This window comes from Lacticaseibacillus absianus (assembly GCF_013407595.1).
GTDB lineage: Bacteria > Bacillota > Bacilli > Lactobacillales > Lactobacillaceae > Lacticaseibacillus > Lacticaseibacillus absianus.
In genome coordinates this window covers 430,128-448,898 of sequence record NZ_JABEKX010000001.1, presented here as the reverse complement: position 1 = coordinate 448,898, position 18,771 = coordinate 430,128, and the positions used below count along the sequence as shown (strand labels likewise).

Sequence of the window (18,771 nt, the reverse complement as noted above, 5' to 3'; positions counted from 1 at the left end):
TCACGATCCGCGCAGTGACCGAGGTGCTGAACCAAGATCAAACACGGGTTCCATGCGTCCCAGAGCGTCGGAAAGACTTCAAGTCGACCGAATCCCATCGCTTCATAAAACCGGATCGTCTCGTCGTACTGCTTGTAGTGGCCCTCATCGACCGTTTTCACTTGAAGGTACTGGTACTGCTGCTGGGCAAACTGAGTGAGGGCCCCAACCAGCAAGGTGCCCACACCCAAGTGCTGATACTGTTTGAGGACCCCCATGCAGCTGATCTCAGCCGTGGCAGAACTGGTTTCATTGAGATCGATAAAGCCAATGATCTTCCCCTGCGTCTTCGCGACCCATAGCGGCAGATGCGCCGCCTCATCAATATACGACTGCGTCGATTCCGGCAAGCCAAACCACTCAGGTAAGTCGGCCAAAATGGTCTGTACCGTTTGGACATTCGCCTGCGGATCGTCTGACCACGCTATCGTCACATCGATCGTCATCATAATGCCTCCTAGATCCTTCTACGCTGATGCCCATACGCTGCGCATAGCTAATGGTCGCGCGTATGATTTTTGCATATAACTGTTCAATTTCGTCTACCTGCACTTTAACGCGTGAATAATCAACATCGTACTTAACCAATATCAACCGGGGTTGGCGATAACAGTCAAACATCCAGTTACCTGAAAACGATACCCGCCGGCATCCCGCATATTCAGTCTCAAATATTCATCTTTCGTTGCTCACTGTACTTTGTGCTTTTCTAGCCGGTATAACCGCTCCTCGTCAAGGACTGCATGACCACGCTTAAAGTCATATCCCATGTGACGATAGAAGTCGACGCCCGTAATCGATGCTGGGATTTCAACCCGTTGGGCCCGCTTGAAATACTCGTCTGCCTCAAGTGTTTCAATAACCAGGCGACCAACACCGCGTCCTTGATATTCCGGAAGGACAAAGATGTCAAACAGGCTGAACTCAGTCTCGCTTCCCCAGTAAGATCCGATGGCCCCTGTGCCGATGATTTGATCCTGATGACAGAAGACATAAAAATGAGTCTGTTTGGCCTTCTCAACAAAGAAGGCTGCCGGCATTCGATGGATCTCCTCTTCGATATATTTCGCAGAGTAATCTTTGCCATTCGATTCTCGAAGCGTTCGTGCGACAAGTGCCGCTACTTCTTCGGCATCATCTGTTTCAAACCGTCTAATCTGAATCGCCATTAACATACCTCCGGATGACAGAAAACCGCCTCACTTATGATACGGACTCCCGATCCCGATCATGAACGCCCGGTACACCTGCTCGATCAGCACCAACCGCATCAGCTGGTGCGGCATGGTCAGCTTGCCGAAGCTCAGCGTGTTGTCGGCGCGCTTCATGACCGCCGGGGCGAGGCCCAGGGAGCCGCCGATGACGAAGGTGATGTCGGAATGGCCGTAGGTGGTCAGGTCCTGGAGCTCCTGGGCGAAGGCCTCGGAGCTGCGCTGCTTGCCCTCGATGGCCAGTGCGATCACCCACTCCTTGTCCTTGATCTTGCCGAGGATGCGTTCACCTTCGACGGCCTTGACGTGGGCCATCTCGGCTTCGGACAGGGACTCCGGGGCCTTCTCGTCTGGCACCTCGACGATATCGACCTTGGCGAACTTATTGAGGCGCTTCTTGTATTCGGCGATGCCATCCTTGAAGTACTTCTCCTTCAACTTGCCGACGCCGATGATCTTGATGTTCATACGCTGCTCCTCCAGTTTTTGCTGCTCCCAGTATAGCAAAAAAAGGGGGCGGTGCGCCCCCACGCTTGGCTTCAGTCGCTCAGTGTCCAGGTCGCCAGCACCCGGTTGCGGCCCCCACCGACGATGTAATTGACCGGGGCCGTCGCCACGGTGCCGGTGACCACCACGGCCGCTTGGCTGGTCTGGCCCGGCAGCAGGTAGCGCGACTCGCGTTGGACCAGCTTGCGCTCGGCGGCGGTCAGACCCGCCGTCGAGGGCAGTGTGGTCAGCTTCTGGTCGACTCGCTGATCCGTCCGCTGGGTGAAGCCGACGCCGAAGTTGTTGAGCAGGTGCAACGCCAGGTAGGCGCGCTTCGTGCGGTTCGTGACGGTGTAGACGACGAGCAGGCGGTCCTTGCCGACGCGACGGGCGCGGTCGAAGGTCAGGGTCAGCCCCGGCGTCGTCAGCTTGCGCTGGCCGACGTGCACGTCCTTGATGTCGTAGGCGGCGCGACTGGCGTCTTCGAGCTGAAACAGGGTCAACAGCGGTCGGGCGCTGGCTTGGATCTGCTTGCGGGACTGCAGCTGTGTTGCGTAGCACCAGCGAGTCTGGTTTTCCCTGAACGCCGCAGCGGCACTGACCGCCGGCTTGGCCTGCGCCCAGCCGTTCTGGTACACCTTGCCCATCGCAGTCAGCCCGCTGGGCACGCGATCATCGTAGAACTGGTGGCTGAGGACGATGCTCTCAGCCGACAGGTAGACGAGGTGATCTGGCAGGTAGTCGTCGAAGGCATCCTGATCCGCGTTGGCGCTGTCGAAGAAGGTCAAGGCTTCGACCACGTCATGCGCATAGGTGCGCAGCGCTTGGCCCTCGTGGCTGGTCGGCGCCTGGATCTGCTTAGCCAGCGTCGCGACGCGCGTGCGGTTCGCCTTGCGCTGCGCAGTCGTCCGCTTGTGGCCGTTCATCAGATCGGCGACGAGCTGGGCGTACCCATCGGTCAGTTGCGCTTACACCGCCCACTGCTGGCCGCGTTCCGCAGGGGCCATCGCCGGCATGGTCGCCAGAATGTGGGCCCGCGCCTCGCCCGCACTCACAGTCTGCTGGCCGGGACGCGGTCTAGCGACCGCGGCGTGAGTCGACTGCGGCGCAAGCAGCTGCGGCTGGTAGACGGCGTACCCGCCGGTAATGACGATCAGCGCACCGGTCAGCGTCAGCCAGCCCACCGGTAGCGGTAATCGGCCGAGCTGGTGGGCGGGATGGTGCGCCGCATTCGCCCACTGCCGCGGCCGCTGAAGGCCCGGTCGGCGCGCCGGCTTCGGGGCGTGCGGCGGGCGACGGCGCCGGGAGCCACCCTTGAGGTCCACCACGGCGAAGACGGTCCACACCGGCAATAAGATGAGCCACAGCAGGTGGGCGGGCGCCAACAGCCAGTCGAGCTGCGGATCGCTGCCGGCAGGGGCCTTGAGGATGAAGGCCCCTGCGCCACCAGTGAGCGGTGTCACAGTGATTTGCTGCCCGCGCGCCAGATGCGCGTATGTGGTCGGCCCAACTTGCTGCCAAGCGGCCACGGTCCCTTGGCCAGTGACATAGCTCAGGCCGACGACGAAGTGTGTGGCCTGGCCGCGGTCCACGGCCAGGCGCTGGACCGCCTTAGCGGTGACCCACCCGTTCGTCGGCGCCGCCGCAGCGTGCCGATCAGCTTGCGCCTGTAAGGCGGGCTGCCCCAGGCCGCCCATTGCGGCGACGATCACGACCGTGGCAGCTAGCGCACCGGTCCCTTGGCGCCACGCCCCGGCCGGCCGCCACCGTCCCCGTAGCAGCAGGCCGAGCCCCTTGAGCAAGCTCCACACGGCCATCACCCCCCACAGCGCGGCGCGCCAATAGGCTGCGCGCGGCGCAAGCAGTGCATGCGTCACGACCTTATCCGCACCGATCGTGCCGGCGCCCAGGCGCATCCACTGTGTGTAGGCGCCGCGGTCCACCGCGAACTGGCGGCCATCCAGCAGCGCGGCAATGTAGCCGGTCGCCTGGCCCTCCCTGTCTTGCACCAGGGTGATCGTCGTGATCGTGCCTGACGCCGGGAGCTTTGCCGCAGGTGTTGGGGCAATGGTGGCGATCGCCAACCCGCTCAACGTCACGGCAAGCACGATCAGGCCTGCCCCGATGCCTTGCCGCCACCTGCTTCGGCCATGTGTGGTTGCGTTCATCTGTCTCCTCCGGTCCGTCGCGGTCGCCGCGACGCTTCTCCCTCTATTTTACGCAACGCCGCCCCGCCGGTTTGGGTCAACTTTTGTAAACCCCAAACAATTTTCGCAACATTACCCATTAATGTTAGCGCTTCCAAAAATAATACAGTCTGGCCACCGTGTGACGACACCGACATCTCGCCGCAATAATGTTTACGCTGAATTGACAAGATCGGCACTTATTACGCGTTTTTTACACAACATCCAAGGTGGCACCAAAACCCGCTTTGCAGAGGCGTAAAAACAAGAATGCCGGTTTAACGGGATTTATATGGCGATTCTTCCGCGTTTTTTCGTGTATTTCGAGTTAGTTGACCCCGTGTTACATTTACGATAGTTTTACATGCGGACCGTTGTCAGCTTGCGCAATAAAGCGCAAAATAGTACCGTTGAGTCATTTTTGGAGAGTGTAAACATGACCGTAATCAAAAACATTGCAAAAGACCGGGTGCTACAGATCACCGCGGTGATTGCAGTGATCAGCCTGTTCTTCGCCAAGCCAAGACTGGCTGATATCAATTTTTCGACATTGTGGTCCATCTTGGCCATGATGACGATCATCCAGATCTTCGAATACCTGCATATCCTCGACTACTTCGCTTACCGCCTGACCAGCCACGCCGAGAACACGCGCGAGCTGACGTGGCTGTTCGTCGCGCTGGCCACCGTCGCCGGGATGTTCCTCACGAACGACGTGACGGTCATCACCTTGGTGCCGCTGTACCTGCGCGTCGCCAAGCGCTACCACCTGCCGGAGATCTTGCCGGTCACGCTGATCGGCATGGCCGCGAACTTCGGGAGTGCGTTCACCCCGTTCGGGAACACGCACAACATCTTCTTGATGAACCACTACCACATCAACGGCGCGCGCTTCTTCAGCTGGTCCATCCCACTGCTGATCGCCAGCGTCTTGCTCCTGATCCTGTTCACGATGTTCGTCCAAAAACAGCCGATCCCGACGGTGCCAGTGCGTGACATCCGCATCCAGGCACGCCCAACTGTGATCACCTGTATCGTGGCCGGCGTCATCTTCGCGGGGGTCTTCGACGTCCTCCCATCATGGGTCGGCGCGGTGGCGGCGATCGCTTTGGCCTTCGCCTTTTCCCCCAAGATCATGGGCGACGTCGATTACGCCATTGTGCTGACGTTCGGCGGCTTCTTCATGATCGTCAGCGTGCTACAACAGATCCCGTGGGTCGTGACCCTGATCTCCGGGCTGATGAGCACCGAGCACTCCGTCTACCTCACGTCGATCATCTCCAGTCAGGTGATCAGCAACGTGCCGTCGACCGTCTTGATCGGCAAGTTCACGAACCTGGCGGCCGCGCTGTTCCTCGGCTCCAACATCGGCGGGCTGGGCACGATCATCGGCTCGATGAACAACCTGCTGGTCTACAAAGAGTACACGAACTTCGGCCGGCACCACTCGGGCAAGTTCTTCCTCGGCTTCTTCGGCTTGAACCTTCTGGGCCTCTTGATCCTCGGGGTAATGGGCTGGTTGATCCTCGATTTTGTCTACTGAATGACCAAACAACGCCCCGGTCGGCTGACCGGGGCGTTATGCGTTGTCATTGAAGCTTGAACGTCAGCACGACCGGGTTGTGATCCGAGTACTGGAAGCCAGTGTCGACCACGTGCACGGTCTGCGCAGCGATGTTCGGCGACAGGATGTAGCCATCGATCAACGTGACGAAGCTCTTGCCCGGCTGGTACGCACGATCCATCCCGCGCGCTGAGGGGACTTTAGCCGCCGCCAGACCCTGGGTCGGGACATAGAACCCGGCCGGCAGATCGGCCACCGGGAACGGGTGGGTCCATGTCTTATCCGCTCCCCGCGTGCCGAAGACGGCCGGTGCGTTGCGCAGGACACGGTGGTTGTAGTCCCCCGCCACCATCACGTAGTTGCCCTTGGCGTACTCCGCGGCGATGAACGCGAAGAGCTTATCGAACTGGGCCTGATGGATCGCGGGGTTCGGCGTGAAGGCAGACATGTGGATGTTCACCATCACCAGCGTCTGGCCCCCTGTCACGGCGGTGCGGGTGACGGTGAAGGCACGGTCAAGGTCCATGAACTTGTTGTAATCGGTGTCGACAGCCAGCGAGTAGCGTCGGGCACTGGTGATCCCGGGGCGGCTCAACGTCACCAGCCCTGACTTGGCGCGCCCGATCGGCTGGGTCAGCGGGTAGAAGAGGTACGCCGAATCGTAGTTTTGCCCGTAGACCCGGCTGTACGTCGGCAGGCCGCGGTCGAGCAACGCGACCTCATCGACGTTGAACGCCCGGTCCCCAGCGACGTCGACTTCCTGATAGAAGGCAAAATCCGGCGCCTGCTGCGCCGTGACTCCAATCACGCCGGCAAGGTTGGCCTGCACGACCTGCTTGTTGTAGGCGCGCGAGTACTTGCCGCCGGACATGAAGAAGCTGTAGCTCGGTGGGTACGCCCCGTAGCCGATGTTATACGTCATCGCCGTGTAGGTCTCCCCCACGCGCACCGGCGCACCGGCAGCCCGATGCTGCGGCGTGAGCGCCTGATCGTCAGGCAAGCGGTGGTAGCTCAGGTACAAGTAGCCGATGTAGCCGGCGACCACCAGTACCACCGCACCGAGCCCGATGCCCAGCCATTTGAACACACGTAACATATGGCACCTCCTTTGCCTTAGCATAGCCGAGTCCGCGGGGTCACGGCAAGTCTGGGTCGCTGCGATCCGCCTGCGCCCAAGCCGTGACGGCGGCGCTGAGGTCCGCCTCCGCCTCCGCCGCAGTCCGCGCCAACATGAAGAACTGACGGCGGTAGCGCGGACCGAGGTCGACGGTTGCCAACCCGGCACTGGCGCGCTGTGAGATGATCGCACGCCCGAAGCCCTGATGCAGCAGGGCCACGATGATCGCGTTGCTGGCAACCTGCAGTTGTGGTTCCTGGTGGTTCTGCTCGGCCAGGTAGCGCCGCGTGTAGTAGCCCACCCCAGAGCTCGGTTCGCGCACCAGCCACGGGCCGCTGGTACCGACTTGCACGAGCTGGTCGCGCTGTAGTGGCGTGCGGGTCAGCCCCGGCGTGGTCAGCGGTTTTTCGATGAAGCCCAGATCGGCGTCATGGGCGCTCAACGCCCGCAGCACCGCCTGTGAATTCGCCATCGCGACGTCGAACTGCACCGCGGGGAACTGGGCCACAAGCCGCGGCAGCAGGCTGGGGAGCAACGCCGTGGCGAAGGTGTGTGAGGCAATCAGGCGACACCGTCTGACAGGGGCGGCGCTGGCCAAGCTTGCATGCAGCTGCGCCCAGTCGTCAAGGAATGCGGTGGCCCGACCATAGAGCTGCTCGGCAGCCGGCGTCACCCCGAGCGCACCGCGGCCGTTGCGAATGAACAGGGGCGTGGCAAACTCAGCTTCAAGCGCCTTGATCTGTGCGGAGACGGTAGGCTGCGCGATAAAGAGCAGGGCCGCGGCCCGCGAGAAACTGCGTGTCTCATAAACCGCCTTGAAGGTCTCGAGGTTTTTCATGCCGGATCCTTTCGATCACATTTTCTGATAACGCCTATTATATCAATCAATTATATCGATGACAAAACTTCGGTATACTCAAACCATTACAGATCGGAGGCGCTATTCATGTCACACCCCTTGACCACCCGCGCCCGGACGCTTGCCCCCGGGTTGTTGCTCGCACTGCTCGTCGCTTGTGCCGCCAAAGGCCTCGGCCTGCTGCTGCCTCAGCTCGGGGGCGCCACGCTGGCGATCCTGCTGGGCATCGTCCTTGGCAATACGCTTGCGAAGGCCCCGACGTTGGCGAGCGGCACCAAGTTCGCCGAAAGCCGCCTACTAGAATACTCTGTTGTCCTGCTCGGCGTAACAGTCACCTTCCAGACCATCGGCCAGATGGGCTGGCGCGGCCTGGTCTACGTTCTCGCGATGATGGCCACAGTGATCCTAGGCGCGTACGGGCTCGGCCGGCGCCTCGGGTTCGGTGAGAAGATGAGCCTGATGATGGCCGGTGGGAACGCCGTCTGCGGCTCTAGTGCGATCGGTGCGATCGCCCCGGCCATCGCCGCCGATGACGAGGAAAAAGGCCAGATCATCACCCTCGTCAACTTGCTCGGCACCGTGATGATGCTGACGTTGCCCTTCCTCGGCGTCGCGATCTTCGGTGACGACCTGCTCGCCAAAAGCGCCTTGCTCGGTGGCACGCTGCAATCGGTCGGCCAAGTCGTCGCAGGGGCCAGTCTGCTGAGCCAAGCCACCGTTAACTACGCCATGCTGTTCAAGCTGACCCGGATCATCATGCTCGTCGCCGTCGTCGCCATCTTCACCCGCAAGGTCCAGCCTCGCGGCGGGGCCGCGATCGCGGCCCGCAAACGTGGGCGGCGACTCCCGGTGCCTTGGTATGTGCTCGGCTTCTTGGTCCTGTGCATCCTGAATTCCACGCTCAGCCTGCCGGCGCCTCTGGCCACGACTGCCCACACCTTGTCCGGCTGGTTCGAGACGATCGCCTTAGCCGCGATCGGGCTACGGTTGAACCTCGCGCGCTTCTTGCAGCAAGGGCCCAAGTTTCTGGTGTACGGTCTGGGTGTCGGGGGGTTGCAGACCGTTGCCGCCTTGGCGCTGCTCTTGCTCCTTCAGCTATAGGGGGCGACGACCGCGATCGCCGGACCCAAAAAACTGGGGTCAAGTTTGACCTTGACCCCAGTCCCTGTCGTGATCCACCTATGGCCGCGCCAGCCACGCCTGCGCGGCACGCACTTGGTCGGCATACGCCGCGTCGCCTTGCGCCGCCAAGCGCGCACAGGCGCTGGCGACGGCGCACCACGTCAACGCTGCAACTTCTGTCTGCTGGCGGTGAAGCACCGGCACCGTCGGCAACCCGACCGTGAACCAGTCCTCCACCCAAGTCGCGTGCCAGACGCGCGCGAAGCGATCCGCCGGGGCGAACGCCAACGTCAGCCCCAGCTCCTCTTGCACCTCGCGGCGGACTGCCTGGGCCGGCGTCTCCTCGAGCAGGACCGAGCCACCAGCAGAAGCGTCCCAAGTGTTCGGCCGGTGCAGCTTCTGCGGACTGCGGCGCTGCAGGAGCACCCGACCGTCTGGGCCAAACACCAAGGCGGCCACGGTCAGATGGACCGTCCCAGGCGGCATCGGATCACCGCGGCGCTGAGTGCCGAGCCGGTGCAGCGCCCGGTCATAAAGATCCCATTGTTCATCTAGTCGATCGCTCACCATGTGATCACCCACCTTCGTCGATCCAGCATACCGCGGCGCAGCGCAGACCGCAACCGTCAGTGGCCACCGGGCCTCAGCTCAGCCCTCAGCGTAAGTGCGCTTGCACCCGCGCGGGAAGCTGCCGGTAGCGCACCGCGTGCCAGCCGAGCACGGTCTGCCCCTTGGCCCGGACCTTCAGGTAAGCGGTCGGCGCAAGCGGGTGGTCGGTGACGGTGATCAGCAGACGGCGTGGGCACCCGCAGCGGTCGTAGCTGGTCAGGCGATAGCGGTAGTCCAGACCCCCGTGAGCGTTGCGGGTCTGCTCGATGTGATCGGTAGTGGTGCTGACATAGACGGTGTGCGTCGGCAGCAGCGGATTCATACGGTCGAGCATCGCCGCCCCGGGGGTCGTCTGGTCGCGTGTCGTCAGCGGGGCCACCAGCATCACCGCTGCCAAGATCACCGCCAGCCCACCGAGATCGATCATCCATTTGCGCACCTACCCCACCCCTTTGCCTTTCACTTTACCAAGCCGAGCTTCGCGCGGCATTGGGCTCTGGTCTGAACTCACGTGCGGCTTGCGGCCGGGGCGGGTTGTGAGCGCCGTCTGGTTGCGCTACCATTAGGGCAAATGCGCCGCAAAGGAGTTTCGAATGACAGACAACTACATCTTAGCGATCGACGAAGGCACCACCTCGACGCGGGCCCTGATCATCGACCACGCTGGGCGGATCCAAGCCGATGCCCAGCAGGAGTTCACGCAGTATTTTCCCCAACCCGGCTGGGTCGAACACGACCCCAACGAGATCTGGACCGCGGTGCTAGCCACGCTATCGCGCGCCTTCATCAGTAGCGGCATTCAGCCCAAGCAGATCGCGGGCATCGGCATCACGAACCAGCGCGAGACCACGGTGATCTGGGACAAGGACACCGGGCTGCCGATCCACAACGCGATCGTCTGGCAGTCGCGGCAGACCAACGAGATCGCCGCCAGCTTGAAGGCCGCGGGGCACGCCGACATGATCCACGCCAAAACGGGCCTGATCATCGACGCGTATTTTTCCGCGACCAAGGTCCGCTGGCTGCTCGACCAGGTCCCCGGCGCCCAGGCGCGGGCGGAACGCGGCGAGCTGCTGTTCGGGACGATCGACACCTGGCTGGCCTGGAAGCTGTCTGGCGGCGCGATCCACGTGACCGACTACACGAACGCCAGCCGGACCATGCTGTTCAACATCCACACGCTCAAGTGGGATGCCGACATCTTGGCCCTGCTGAACATCCCGCGGGCGATGCTGCCGGAGGTCCGCAGCAACGCGGAAGTTTACGGCTACACCGCTGGCCCCCACTTCTACGGCAGCGCAGTCCCGATCGCCGGGATGGCCGGCGACCAGCAGGCGGCCTTGTTCGGCCAGCTCGCGCTCGAGCCAGGGATGGTCAAAAACACTTACGGCACCGGCTCCTTCATCGTGATGAACACCGGCACGACGCCAACGATGTCGGCCAATAACCTACTGACCACCATCGGCTACGGCCTGAACGGCCAGGTCACTTACGCGCTCGAAGGCTCGGTCTTCGTCTCCGGCAGCGCGATGCAGTGGCTGCGCGACGCGATGCAGCTGCTTGAACACGCCGCGGACTCCGAGGAGATCGCCCTGCGCTCCAAGAGCCACAACGAAGTCTACGTGGTCCCGGCCTTCACCGGGTTGGGGGCGCCTTACTGGGATGCCGATGCCCGCGGGGCGGTCTTCGGGCTGACCCGTGGCACGACCCGCGAGGATTTTGTCAAAGCGACCTTGCAAGCTCTGGCCTACCAGACCCGCGACGTCGTCGACACGATGGTCCAAGACACCGGTATCGCGATCCCCGCACTGCGCGTGGACGGCGGGGCCGCGAACAACGACTACCTGATGCAGTTCCAGGCCGACCTGCTCGCCACGCCGCTTGAACGCGCGGCCAACCTTGAGACCACCGCGATGGGCGCCGCCTTTCTCGCCGGGCTGGCGGTCGGCTACTGGGCGAGCACCGATGAGCTGCAGGCGATCGCAACGATCGGCCACCGCTTCACGCCCCAGATGGGAGCGGCAGAACGCGCCAACCTGTACGAGGGCTGGCAGCAGGCCGTGGCCGCGACGATGCTGTTCAAGCACCGGCCGCTGGGCGAGCGGTGAGACACGCCAGGACGCTGAGCGGGCACGACCCGCACCGGGGGCAGGCTCCCGTCCATCACACGAAACCGGCAGCTCCCCTGATCGGCACGTGGTGAAGGCGGCGCGATCGGTTCAGCGGGCGTTCGGCGACACGCCTTGGTCTGGGCAGCCATTGCGCATGCCTTGGCCCCATTGAAACAAGCCAGTGGTCGGCGATCCGAGGATCCCGCCACTGGCTTGTTTCAATGCGACGTGCGGCCACGCCGCTGACCAACACGATCAGCCTTGCTTCTTGCGGCGGGCTACGCCGAGCAGGCTCATCATGCTGACGGCTAATAGCGTCAACGCCCCTGCGGCTTGCAGGTTGTGGCCAGCCTCATCGCCGGTCTGCGGCAGCTGCCCCTTCGCATCGGTCACCGTCTGCTTGGGTGTAGCCCCTGTTTCGGCCACTCGCCGCGGCTTGGTCGTCGTTGTGTGCCGGATCGCACCGCCGTTGCCGCCTGTGTTGCCCTGGTTGCCCTGGTTGCCTGAGTGTCCTTGATCACTGCCGTTGCCCTTGTGGCCTGAATTCCCTTGATTACCGTTGTCGCCCGCATTACCATTGTTCCCATTGTCGCCATGGCCACCTTGAGTCTTCTTGACCACGTACAGTGTGATGCGGGTCACCGCCGGGTCGCCGAAGTACATCGGCAGTTGGACGGGCAGGCGGGTCTGATCGATCGTATAGCCCGCCGGAATGTTTTGCCCGATCGCTTGCGAGCGGGTGGAAAATTCGGTGTCGTACTGGGCCGTCAAGGTCAGCGTGCCGACCAACTGATTCGTGGCCGTGTCTCGATACTCGACCGGGATCGTCACGTCTGCGAGTTGCTTCACGTAGACCGTCAACGCGGGCACCGCCGGGTCGCCGAAGTACATCGGTAACTGTTCAGGCAAGCGCGTCTGGTCGAGCGTGTACCCCGTCGGAATGTTTTGCCCGATCTCTTGCGAGCGGGTGGAAAATTCGGTGTCGTACTGGGCCGTCAAGGTCAGCGTGCTGACCAACTGATTCGTGGCCGTGTCTCGATACTCGACCGGGATCGTCACATCTGCGAGTTGCTTCACGTAGAACGTTAACGCGGTCACCGTCGGGTCGCCGAAGTACATCGGCAGTTGGTCAGGCAAGCGCGTCTGGTCGAGCGTGTACCCCGTCGGAATGTTTTGCCCGATCTCTTGCGAGCGCGTGGCGAACTCGGTGTCGTACTGGTCAGTCAGATCCAGTGTACCGACCACTTCATTCGTGGCCGTGTCGCGGTATTCAACGGCGATCGTTGCTTGCGTCGCAGTCGTCGCCGTGACCGGCTCCGTATCCGCCTGCACCGTCTGTGCCCCTAGCTGCGCGCTAAACAGTGTCAACGCAGCCACGCCGATGATTACCCAAGTTGAACGCTTCTTGTGCCCTTTGTCACAGATCATCTTGTGTGCCTCCCATTGTTCTCAACCCATTGCCAGACAAATCACTCATCTAATTGGCTTGATTGTAACAGGTTTCACATGTCGGCTAGCGTCAAAAAATCAGATTTTGCCCGCTTGATCACCGCCCGAAGTGCGCCGCAACGTCTCGGTCGTACCCCGTCTCGGCGTTCACTCGCGCCAGCAAGTCCTGATCGTGCGTGATCGTGCTGCCCGTCTCGCGCAAGTGGCGGTACTGCTCGAAGTATGGCACCCCCTGCGCCTTGGCGCGGGCGATCTCCGCGGCGATATCGTACGACACCTTGCGGAACGTGACGTCGTAGCGCCCCGCTGGATCGATCGTCAGCACCGCGTAATGCGCGCGCTGATCGGCAAAAAACGGCTGCCACGGGCTGTACGGCTGGCCCACTGCGCCTGGGTTGAGGATCATCTGGCCCTGGCTGCTCGGCCGCATCACCTGCTGGTGCGTGTGCCCGTACACCGCGATATCTGCCCCCGCCACCAAGGCGTCGAACGCCAACTGCGGCTGGGCAGGGTACAGCATCCGCCCGTCCGCGCTCGTCCGCGCGTTGTGCGCCGCGACGATCGTCAGGCCGTTGACCTGAGTGGTCGTCGTGATCGGCCGGGCGGCGATCGCCGCCCACTGCGCCGGTGTCAGGTGCGCCTGCGCGTACAGCGTCAGCTCGGCCAGATAGACCAGCGTCGGGGCGTCCACCGGCTGAGCGTGGCCCGCGATCGCAAGCATCACCTGCTCCCAGTTGCCGTTCAGCCAGACCTGTGGGTGCACCGCCTCCAGCAGCGTGACCAGTGCCCCCGTGGCTGGCCCGGGCAAGAACACATCCCCTAGGCACCAATACGCCGTCGCCCCGATTGCGCGGGCATCCGCCAGCACCGCCTCCAGCGCCGTCTGATTGCCGTGAATATCGGCCAGTAACGCGATCCGTTGTGTCTCTGCCATCCAGGTGACCTCCTCCGTGCTTCTGCGGACTAGCATACCGCAAGTGCCTGGCGGGTACCAGCGCCGGACACGGCTCGATCAGTCCGTGGGGCCTTCGCTCTGGCATCGTCGTGCTACACGGAGGCAACAGACAAGCATCTTGTTCCCATTCGGCTTTGCCTCACTCCACAGACCGTCTGGAGCTACACTGAAACCTGTCGCCCTATATACGCCTCCGCTTCACTCTACAACAAAAAACCAGCTGATAAACAGCTGGCAGTCGTGGCGCTTACAGTTCCGCGCCGTTGGTCTTGATCACGTTTTGGTACCAGTAGAACGAGTCCTTACGGCTGCGCTTGAAGCTCCCCTGACCCGCATCGTCGGCGTCGACGAAGATCAGGCCGTAGCGCTTCTTCATCTCCCCGGTCGAGGCGCTGACGATGTCGATCGCGCTCCACGGGGTGTACCCAATCAGCTGGCAGCCGTCTTCGACGACGGCCTTTTCCATCTGCTCGATGTGGTCAGACAGGTACTTGATGCGGTAGTCATCGTGGACACTGCCGTCCGCCTCGACGGTGTCGTAAGCACCGAAGCCGTTTTCGACGATGAACATCGGCTTGTTCCAGCGTGCCTGCATCCAGTTCATCGCGTAGCGCAGGCCGACGGGGTCGATCTGCCAGCCCCAGTCGGAGCGCGGCACGTACGGGTTCGGCACCTGCGAGTTCGATTCGTCGTAGACCATGTCCGGATTGTCCGCCTTGTACTCGACGGCCCCGGAGTTGTAGTAGGAGAACCCGACGTAATCGACGGCCCCGGCCTTGAGGATCGCCTCATCCGCCTCGGTGACGTCGACGTGGATGTCGCGCTTGGCCCAGTAGTTCAGCAGCCAAGCCGGGTACTCGCCCAGCGCGTGCACGTCGCCGAAGTAGTAGCGGTAGCGCATCGCGCGCTCGGCCATCATCACGTCTTGCGGCTTGGCGGTCAGCGGGTAGATCGGACTCATCGCGATCATGTCCCCAACTTGCAGCGTCGGGTCGATGGCGTGGGCGATCTGCACGGCTTGGGCGCTGGCGACCAGCTCCAGGTGTGCGGCTTGGAACATCGCTTCTTCCCAGTTCTCGCCGTCTTCGAGGATCAGCCCGGAGTTTTGCAACAGCGGGTGCGGGTCGTGCCAGTTGGTCTGGTTGTTGATCTCATTGAAGGTCATCCAGTACTTCACCTTGTCGTGGTACCGGCGGAAGCAGACTTCCGCGAATTTGGTGAAAAAGTCCACGACTTGGCGGTTGCGGAAACCGCCGTACTCCTGGACCAGCTTCAGCGGGATCTCGAAGTGCGACAGTGTCACGATCGGCTGGATGCCGTTGGCGAGGCAGGTGTCGAAGACGTCGTCGTAGAAGGCCAACCCTTCTTCGTTCGGCGTCGCCTCATCCCCATTCGGGAAGATGCGTGTCCATGCGATCGACAGCCGGAAGCAGGAGAAGCCCATCTCGGCGAATAGTTTGATGTCTTCCTTGTAGTGGCTGTAGAATTCCACGCCCCAGTGGTTCGGGTAGATCTGTCCGTCGAGGACGGCTGGATCTTCGACGCGCTTGACGTCCTTAGACCCCGCCCGCATCACGTCTGCGATCGACAGCCCCTTGCCGCCTTCTTGCCAGCCACCTTCGACTTGGTGCGCCGCCGTGGCGCCGCCCCAGAGGAAGCCCTCTGGCATCTTGTAACCTTTTGTCATTGTCATAAACTCCTTTGCTGGGTGGCCCACCGCCCCGCCCCCCGACGGTGCGATGGGTCTGAGATCTGGTTGGCGTCGCGCTAAGGGCGCGCGTCCGCCGTTCTGGTTCGTCGAGCTCTGCAAGGCCAACGCGGGCGCGTCTAACTACGCCGGACACCTCGGACCCAGGACCGGTCCAAGGTGCCCGGCTAGGTTAGACGTCCCGCTAAAGGCGGCCTTGCGCCGCTCTGGTTCGTCGAGCGCCGGTGTCGCAATGCGGGCGCTCTGGTAACAAAAAGCCGGGGCATCGCTGCCCCAGCTTGATTGCGCAGATGCCTACTTGTCCAAGCGCTTGTACAAGTCAACGATCTCGCCTGCGAGGTCGCGGAACGTGATGCTTGTCATCAAGTGGTCTTGCGAGTGGACCATGAGCAAGGTGACCTTCGCGTGGTCGCCGTTGGCTTCCGCCGTCAGCATCTTGGTCTGGGCGTTGTGCGCTTCGACCAGGAAGCCGTCAGCTTCCTTCAACTTGTCGTCAGCCTTGTCGAAGTCGCCTTCTTTGGCCGCTGCGATCGCTTCGAATGCGGAGCTCTTGGCGTTACCGCCATTGATGATGAGCCCCATGATGGTCTCCATGTTCTGTTCTTCTTCTTCAGCCATGCTTAAACTCCTTTAGATGAGGCCGACGCAACGCAGTCGGATCGGCCCATTTGTGCGGTGGGTCAGGTTACTTGCCGGCAGCTTCGATGGAGGTCAGGGCTTCTTTGAGCACCTTTTCACCGTTCATCATGCCGTAATCCTGCATGTTGATGACTTCAACGGGAATGTCGACCTTCTTCTGGAACTGGCCGAGCATGTAGCGAACCTGAGGTCCGAGCATCAGGATGTCTGGGTGCTTTTCGCCCAGCATGTGGTCTGCATCGGATGAAGCGGTTGCAAAAATCTCAGCGTCAACGCCTTCTGCTGCGGCTGCCTTTTGCATCTTAGAAACCAAGAGACTCGTGGACATCCCGGCGGAGCACACCAGCATGATCGTCTTTTCTGCCATAATTTACCTCTCCCTTGAGCTAAATATTTTTTTTGCGGCGATGTTTAACCGCTTTCATTACAATGCTATAATAATACGTGGGTACCAATAAAACAAGTACCTGTATCAAGAAATTTGTGGAGGGCGCGTATGTATCACGAAATCGCTGAGGAATTGATCCAGGCCATCGAGTCTGGCCAGTTCACCACCAAGCTGCCCACGGAGCAGCAGCTGATGAACCAGTACAAAGTCAGTCGGAACACGATCCGCCGGGCCATCGACGTCGTGTACCAGCACGGGCTGCTGCGGCGCGTGCAAGGGAGCGGCTACTATATCAACGAGCTGCAGCTGCAGGGCAAGATGACCGTGAATCTGTCCATCGGGGCGGGCAAGTCGCTGGTCAAGCACGGCCCGCTGAAGTCGCAGGTCGTCACGTTCGATAAGGTCAACGCGGCCCAGATCCCGCTGGCGCAGACCATGAAGATCTCACCAGACGAGGACCTCTGGCGCATCATCCGCTTGCGCTACCTCAATGACACGCTGTACTGCCTGGAGGAAGCCTATTACATGCGCGACGTCGTGCCGTTCATCTCGACTGAGGCGCTGGAGACCTCCGTCTTTGATTTTCTCAAGGACACCTACGACATCGATCCGTACTCCAGCGACGACTTCATGTCCCTGGTCACGATCGGCCCCGACCGCGCCGACTTGATGGACCTGCGCCCCGGCACCTCGATGCTGTCGCTCGCGCAGATCAACTACATGCGCAACAACGTGATCTTCAACTTTTCACGCTCGATCTACGCCTATCCAGGGTTCAGCTTCTACTTCCACTCAGCCCACCTCAGCAGCAATTGAACTCCGGCGCGTTCTCCGTTAAAATGAGAGCGCTAACAGCGTTCACTAAGTCGACAAGGAGGAGTTAACAGCATGAGTCAAGCACTACCAACCGGGTTTTTATGGGGCAATTCCACGTCTAGCATGCAGACCGAAGGCGGCCAGCACGAAGGCGGGCGCGGCCCGTCCATCTACGATCCACGGCCAGCCGGCCCGAACAACATGGACTGGGCCGTCACCATCGACGAGTACCACCGCTACGAGGAAGACTTCGACCTGATGCAGCAGATGGGCATGAACTGCTACCGGTTCCAGATCGGCTGGAGCCGCGTCTGCCCCACCGGTGACGGGGCGTTCAACGAGGAAGGCATCGCGTTTTACCGCGCCCAGATCAAGGCCCTGATCGCCCGCGGCATCACCCCGATGATCTGCCTCTACCACTTCGACATGCCGCTGGCCCTGGCCGAAAAATACAACGGCTTCCTCAGCCGCCATGTCGTCGACGCCTTCGTGCGCTTCGGTAAGCGCATGGTGGACGAATTCGCCGACCTCGTGCCGTACTGGATCACCTTCAACGAGCAGAACCTCTACTCGACCAGCTACGCCCGTGTCTACGCCGGGGCGCTGGAAGGCGGCGAAAGCGACGCGGCGATCTACACCATCACCCACCACGTGATGACCGCCCACGCCCAGGTCGCCAACTACCTGCACGCCAAGACCGACGCCAAGATCGGCGGGATGCTCGCCTACGAAGAGTGCTACCCGGCGACGAACAACCCGCGCGACATCCTCTACGCCCGCCAGATCAACGAGTTCATGAACCGCAACCTGCTGGACGTCTTCGTGCACGGCCACTACTCCAACGAGTGGCTGACCTTCACCAAGACCCACCGCCTGCAGTTCGACTGGCAAGACTCGGACCAGGACGCCTTCGACGACCTGTACAGCGACTTCATCGCCTTCTCCTACTATCGCTCTCACTCGATCGACGCCAGCCGGGTACCGATCAACACCATCCCGAATCGCTACCTCGACTACGGCATGGTGCACAATTCCTACACGCAGGCCAATGAATGGGACTGGAACGTCGATCCACTGGGCTTCCGGGACATTTTTACCCGCGTCTACAACGAGTACCACCTGCCGATGTTCGCGATCGAAAACGGCATCGGCATCCGCGAGCCGGACACCACCGAGCAGATCCAAGACGACTACCGCATCGACTACCACCGCCAGCACATCCAGGCAATGAAAGACGCGATCGAACAAGATGGCGTCGAGGTGATCGGCTACCTCGGCTGGGGCCTGATCGACATCCCGAGCTCCGGCGGCAACATGGACAAGCGCTATGGCGCCGTCTACGTCAACCGCACTAACAGCGAGATCCGCGACCTGCGCCGGATCCCGAAGAAGTCCTTCGCTTGGTTCAAGCAGGTCTTCGAGAGCAACGGGGCGGCACTGCGCTAGCCCCGAGACGAACAGCCAAAACAGCGGCCTTGTGCACGATGCACAGGGCCGCTGTTTTGGCTTCTT

At 61.6% G+C, this 18,771-nt stretch carries 18 protein-coding genes and 1 pseudogene; 5 read left to right on the top strand and 14 right to left on the bottom strand.

Features of this window, described 5'->3' with window-relative positions:
- Window positions 1-20: 20 nt before the first annotated feature.
- The 5 genes and pseudogenes from HII33_RS01715 to HII33_RS01695 all read right to left on the bottom strand — a co-directional run.
- Window positions 21-488, bottom strand: a pseudogene (locus HII33_RS01715) (GNAT family N-acetyltransferase); the annotation flags it as partial.
- Window positions 489-728: 240 nt separating this feature from the next.
- Window positions 729-1,208 (bottom strand): GNAT family N-acetyltransferase, encoded by a 480-nt coding sequence (locus tag HII33_RS01710; RefSeq protein ID WP_179394071.1) that lies wholly within the window; start codon window positions 1,206-1,208, stop codon window positions 729-731.
- A gap of 30 nt (window positions 1,209-1,238) precedes the next feature.
- Window positions 1,239-1,718 (bottom strand): 23S rRNA (pseudouridine(1915)-N(3))-methyltransferase RlmH, encoded by a 480-nt coding sequence (gene rlmH / locus HII33_RS01705; RefSeq protein WP_179394070.1) that lies wholly within the window; start codon window positions 1,716-1,718, stop codon window positions 1,239-1,241.
- A 71-nt stretch (window positions 1,719-1,789) separates the two neighbouring features.
- Complete coding sequence (locus HII33_RS01700) at window positions 1,790-2,662, bottom strand: hypothetical protein (RefSeq protein ID WP_179394069.1); 873 nt, start codon at window positions 2,660-2,662, stop codon at window positions 1,790-1,792.
- Window positions 2,663-2,704: 42 nt separating this feature from the next.
- Complete coding sequence (locus HII33_RS01695) at window positions 2,705-3,904, bottom strand: hypothetical protein (RefSeq protein WP_179394068.1); 1,200 nt, start codon at window positions 3,902-3,904, stop codon at window positions 2,705-2,707.
- Between the two features lie 454 nt (window positions 3,905-4,358).
- Between HII33_RS01695 and HII33_RS01690 the strand changes: the two genes are divergently transcribed.
- Window positions 4,359-5,465, top strand: coding sequence for an SLC13 family permease (locus HII33_RS01690; protein ID WP_179394067.1), 1,107 nt, complete (start codon window positions 4,359-4,361; stop codon window positions 5,463-5,465).
- Between the two features lie 46 nt (window positions 5,466-5,511).
- On the opposite strand, the gene HII33_RS01685 is transcribed toward HII33_RS01690, so the two are convergent.
- Together HII33_RS01685 and HII33_RS01680 are read right to left on the bottom strand one after the other, a co-directional pair.
- Window positions 5,512-6,582, bottom strand: a complete 1,071-nt coding sequence (locus HII33_RS01685; RefSeq protein WP_179394066.1) for an endonuclease/exonuclease/phosphatase family protein — start codon at window positions 6,580-6,582, stop codon at window positions 5,512-5,514.
- 40 nt (window positions 6,583-6,622) lie between these two features.
- Window positions 6,623-7,441, bottom strand: a complete 819-nt coding sequence (locus HII33_RS01680; protein WP_179394065.1) for a LysR family transcriptional regulator — start codon at window positions 7,439-7,441, stop codon at window positions 6,623-6,625.
- Window positions 7,442-7,549: 108 nt separating this feature from the next.
- Here HII33_RS01680 and HII33_RS01675 point away from each other — a divergent pair, with 108 nt between their 5' ends.
- Window positions 7,550-8,563 carry a YeiH family protein gene (locus HII33_RS01675; protein ID WP_179394064.1) on the top strand — a complete coding sequence of 338 codons (1,014 nt, stop codon included), beginning with the start codon at window positions 7,550-7,552 and terminating at the stop codon, window positions 8,561-8,563.
- A 78-nt stretch (window positions 8,564-8,641) separates the two neighbouring features.
- On the opposite strand, the gene HII33_RS01670 is transcribed toward HII33_RS01675, so the two are convergent.
- A complete protein-coding gene (locus tag HII33_RS01670; RefSeq protein WP_179394063.1) occupies window positions 8,642-9,154 on the bottom strand; it encodes an NUDIX domain-containing protein in 513 nt (170 codons plus the stop codon).
- An 85-nt stretch (window positions 9,155-9,239) separates the two neighbouring features.
- Window positions 9,240-9,632 carry a YxeA family protein gene (locus HII33_RS01665; RefSeq protein WP_179394062.1) on the bottom strand — a complete coding sequence of 131 codons (393 nt, stop codon included), beginning with the start codon at window positions 9,630-9,632 and terminating at the stop codon, window positions 9,240-9,242.
- Window positions 9,633-9,786: 154 nt separating this feature from the next.
- Here HII33_RS01665 and glpK point away from each other — a divergent pair, with 154 nt between their 5' ends.
- Window positions 9,787-11,301, top strand: a complete 1,515-nt coding sequence (glpK, locus tag HII33_RS01660; protein ID WP_179394061.1) for a glycerol kinase GlpK — start codon at window positions 9,787-9,789, stop codon at window positions 11,299-11,301.
- A 258-nt stretch (window positions 11,302-11,559) separates the two neighbouring features.
- On the opposite strand, the gene HII33_RS01655 is transcribed toward glpK, so the two are convergent.
- The 5 genes from HII33_RS01655 to HII33_RS01635 all read right to left on the bottom strand — a co-directional run bounded on the left by HII33_RS01655 (window position 11,560) and on the right by HII33_RS01635 (window position 16,422).
- Window positions 11,560-12,732 (bottom strand): LPXTG cell wall anchor domain-containing protein, encoded by a 1,173-nt coding sequence (locus HII33_RS01655; protein WP_179394060.1) that lies wholly within the window; start codon window positions 12,730-12,732, stop codon window positions 11,560-11,562.
- A 118-nt stretch (window positions 12,733-12,850) separates the two neighbouring features.
- A complete protein-coding gene (locus HII33_RS01650) occupies window positions 12,851-13,687 on the bottom strand; it encodes a metallophosphoesterase family protein (RefSeq protein WP_179394059.1) in 837 nt (278 codons plus the stop codon).
- 268 nt (window positions 13,688-13,955) lie between these two features.
- Window positions 13,956-15,395: a 6-phospho-beta-glucosidase gene (locus HII33_RS01645; protein ID WP_179394058.1), complete on the bottom strand. Its 1,440-nt coding sequence runs from the start codon at window positions 15,393-15,395 to the stop codon at window positions 13,956-13,958.
- Window positions 15,396-15,710: 315 nt separating this feature from the next.
- Window positions 15,711-16,034 carry a PTS lactose/cellobiose transporter subunit IIA gene (locus HII33_RS01640; protein ID WP_179394057.1) on the bottom strand — a complete coding sequence of 108 codons (324 nt, stop codon included), beginning with the start codon at window positions 16,032-16,034 and terminating at the stop codon, window positions 15,711-15,713.
- 67 nt (window positions 16,035-16,101) lie between these two features.
- Window positions 16,102-16,422: a PTS sugar transporter subunit IIB gene (locus tag HII33_RS01635; RefSeq protein ID WP_179394056.1), complete on the bottom strand. Its 321-nt coding sequence runs from the start codon at window positions 16,420-16,422 to the stop codon at window positions 16,102-16,104.
- Between the two features lie 129 nt (window positions 16,423-16,551).
- Between HII33_RS01635 and HII33_RS01630 the strand changes: the two genes are divergently transcribed.
- Together HII33_RS01630 and HII33_RS01625 are read left to right on the top strand one after the other, a co-directional pair.
- Window positions 16,552-17,259, top strand: coding sequence for a GntR family transcriptional regulator (locus tag HII33_RS01630; protein WP_179394055.1), 708 nt, complete (start codon window positions 16,552-16,554; stop codon window positions 17,257-17,259).
- A 72-nt stretch (window positions 17,260-17,331) separates the two neighbouring features.
- Entirely contained in the window at window positions 17,332-18,705 is a 1,374-nt protein-coding gene (locus HII33_RS01625) for a glycoside hydrolase family 1 protein (protein ID WP_179394054.1), read from the top strand.
- The last annotated feature ends 66 nt before the right edge of the window (window positions 18,706-18,771 follow it).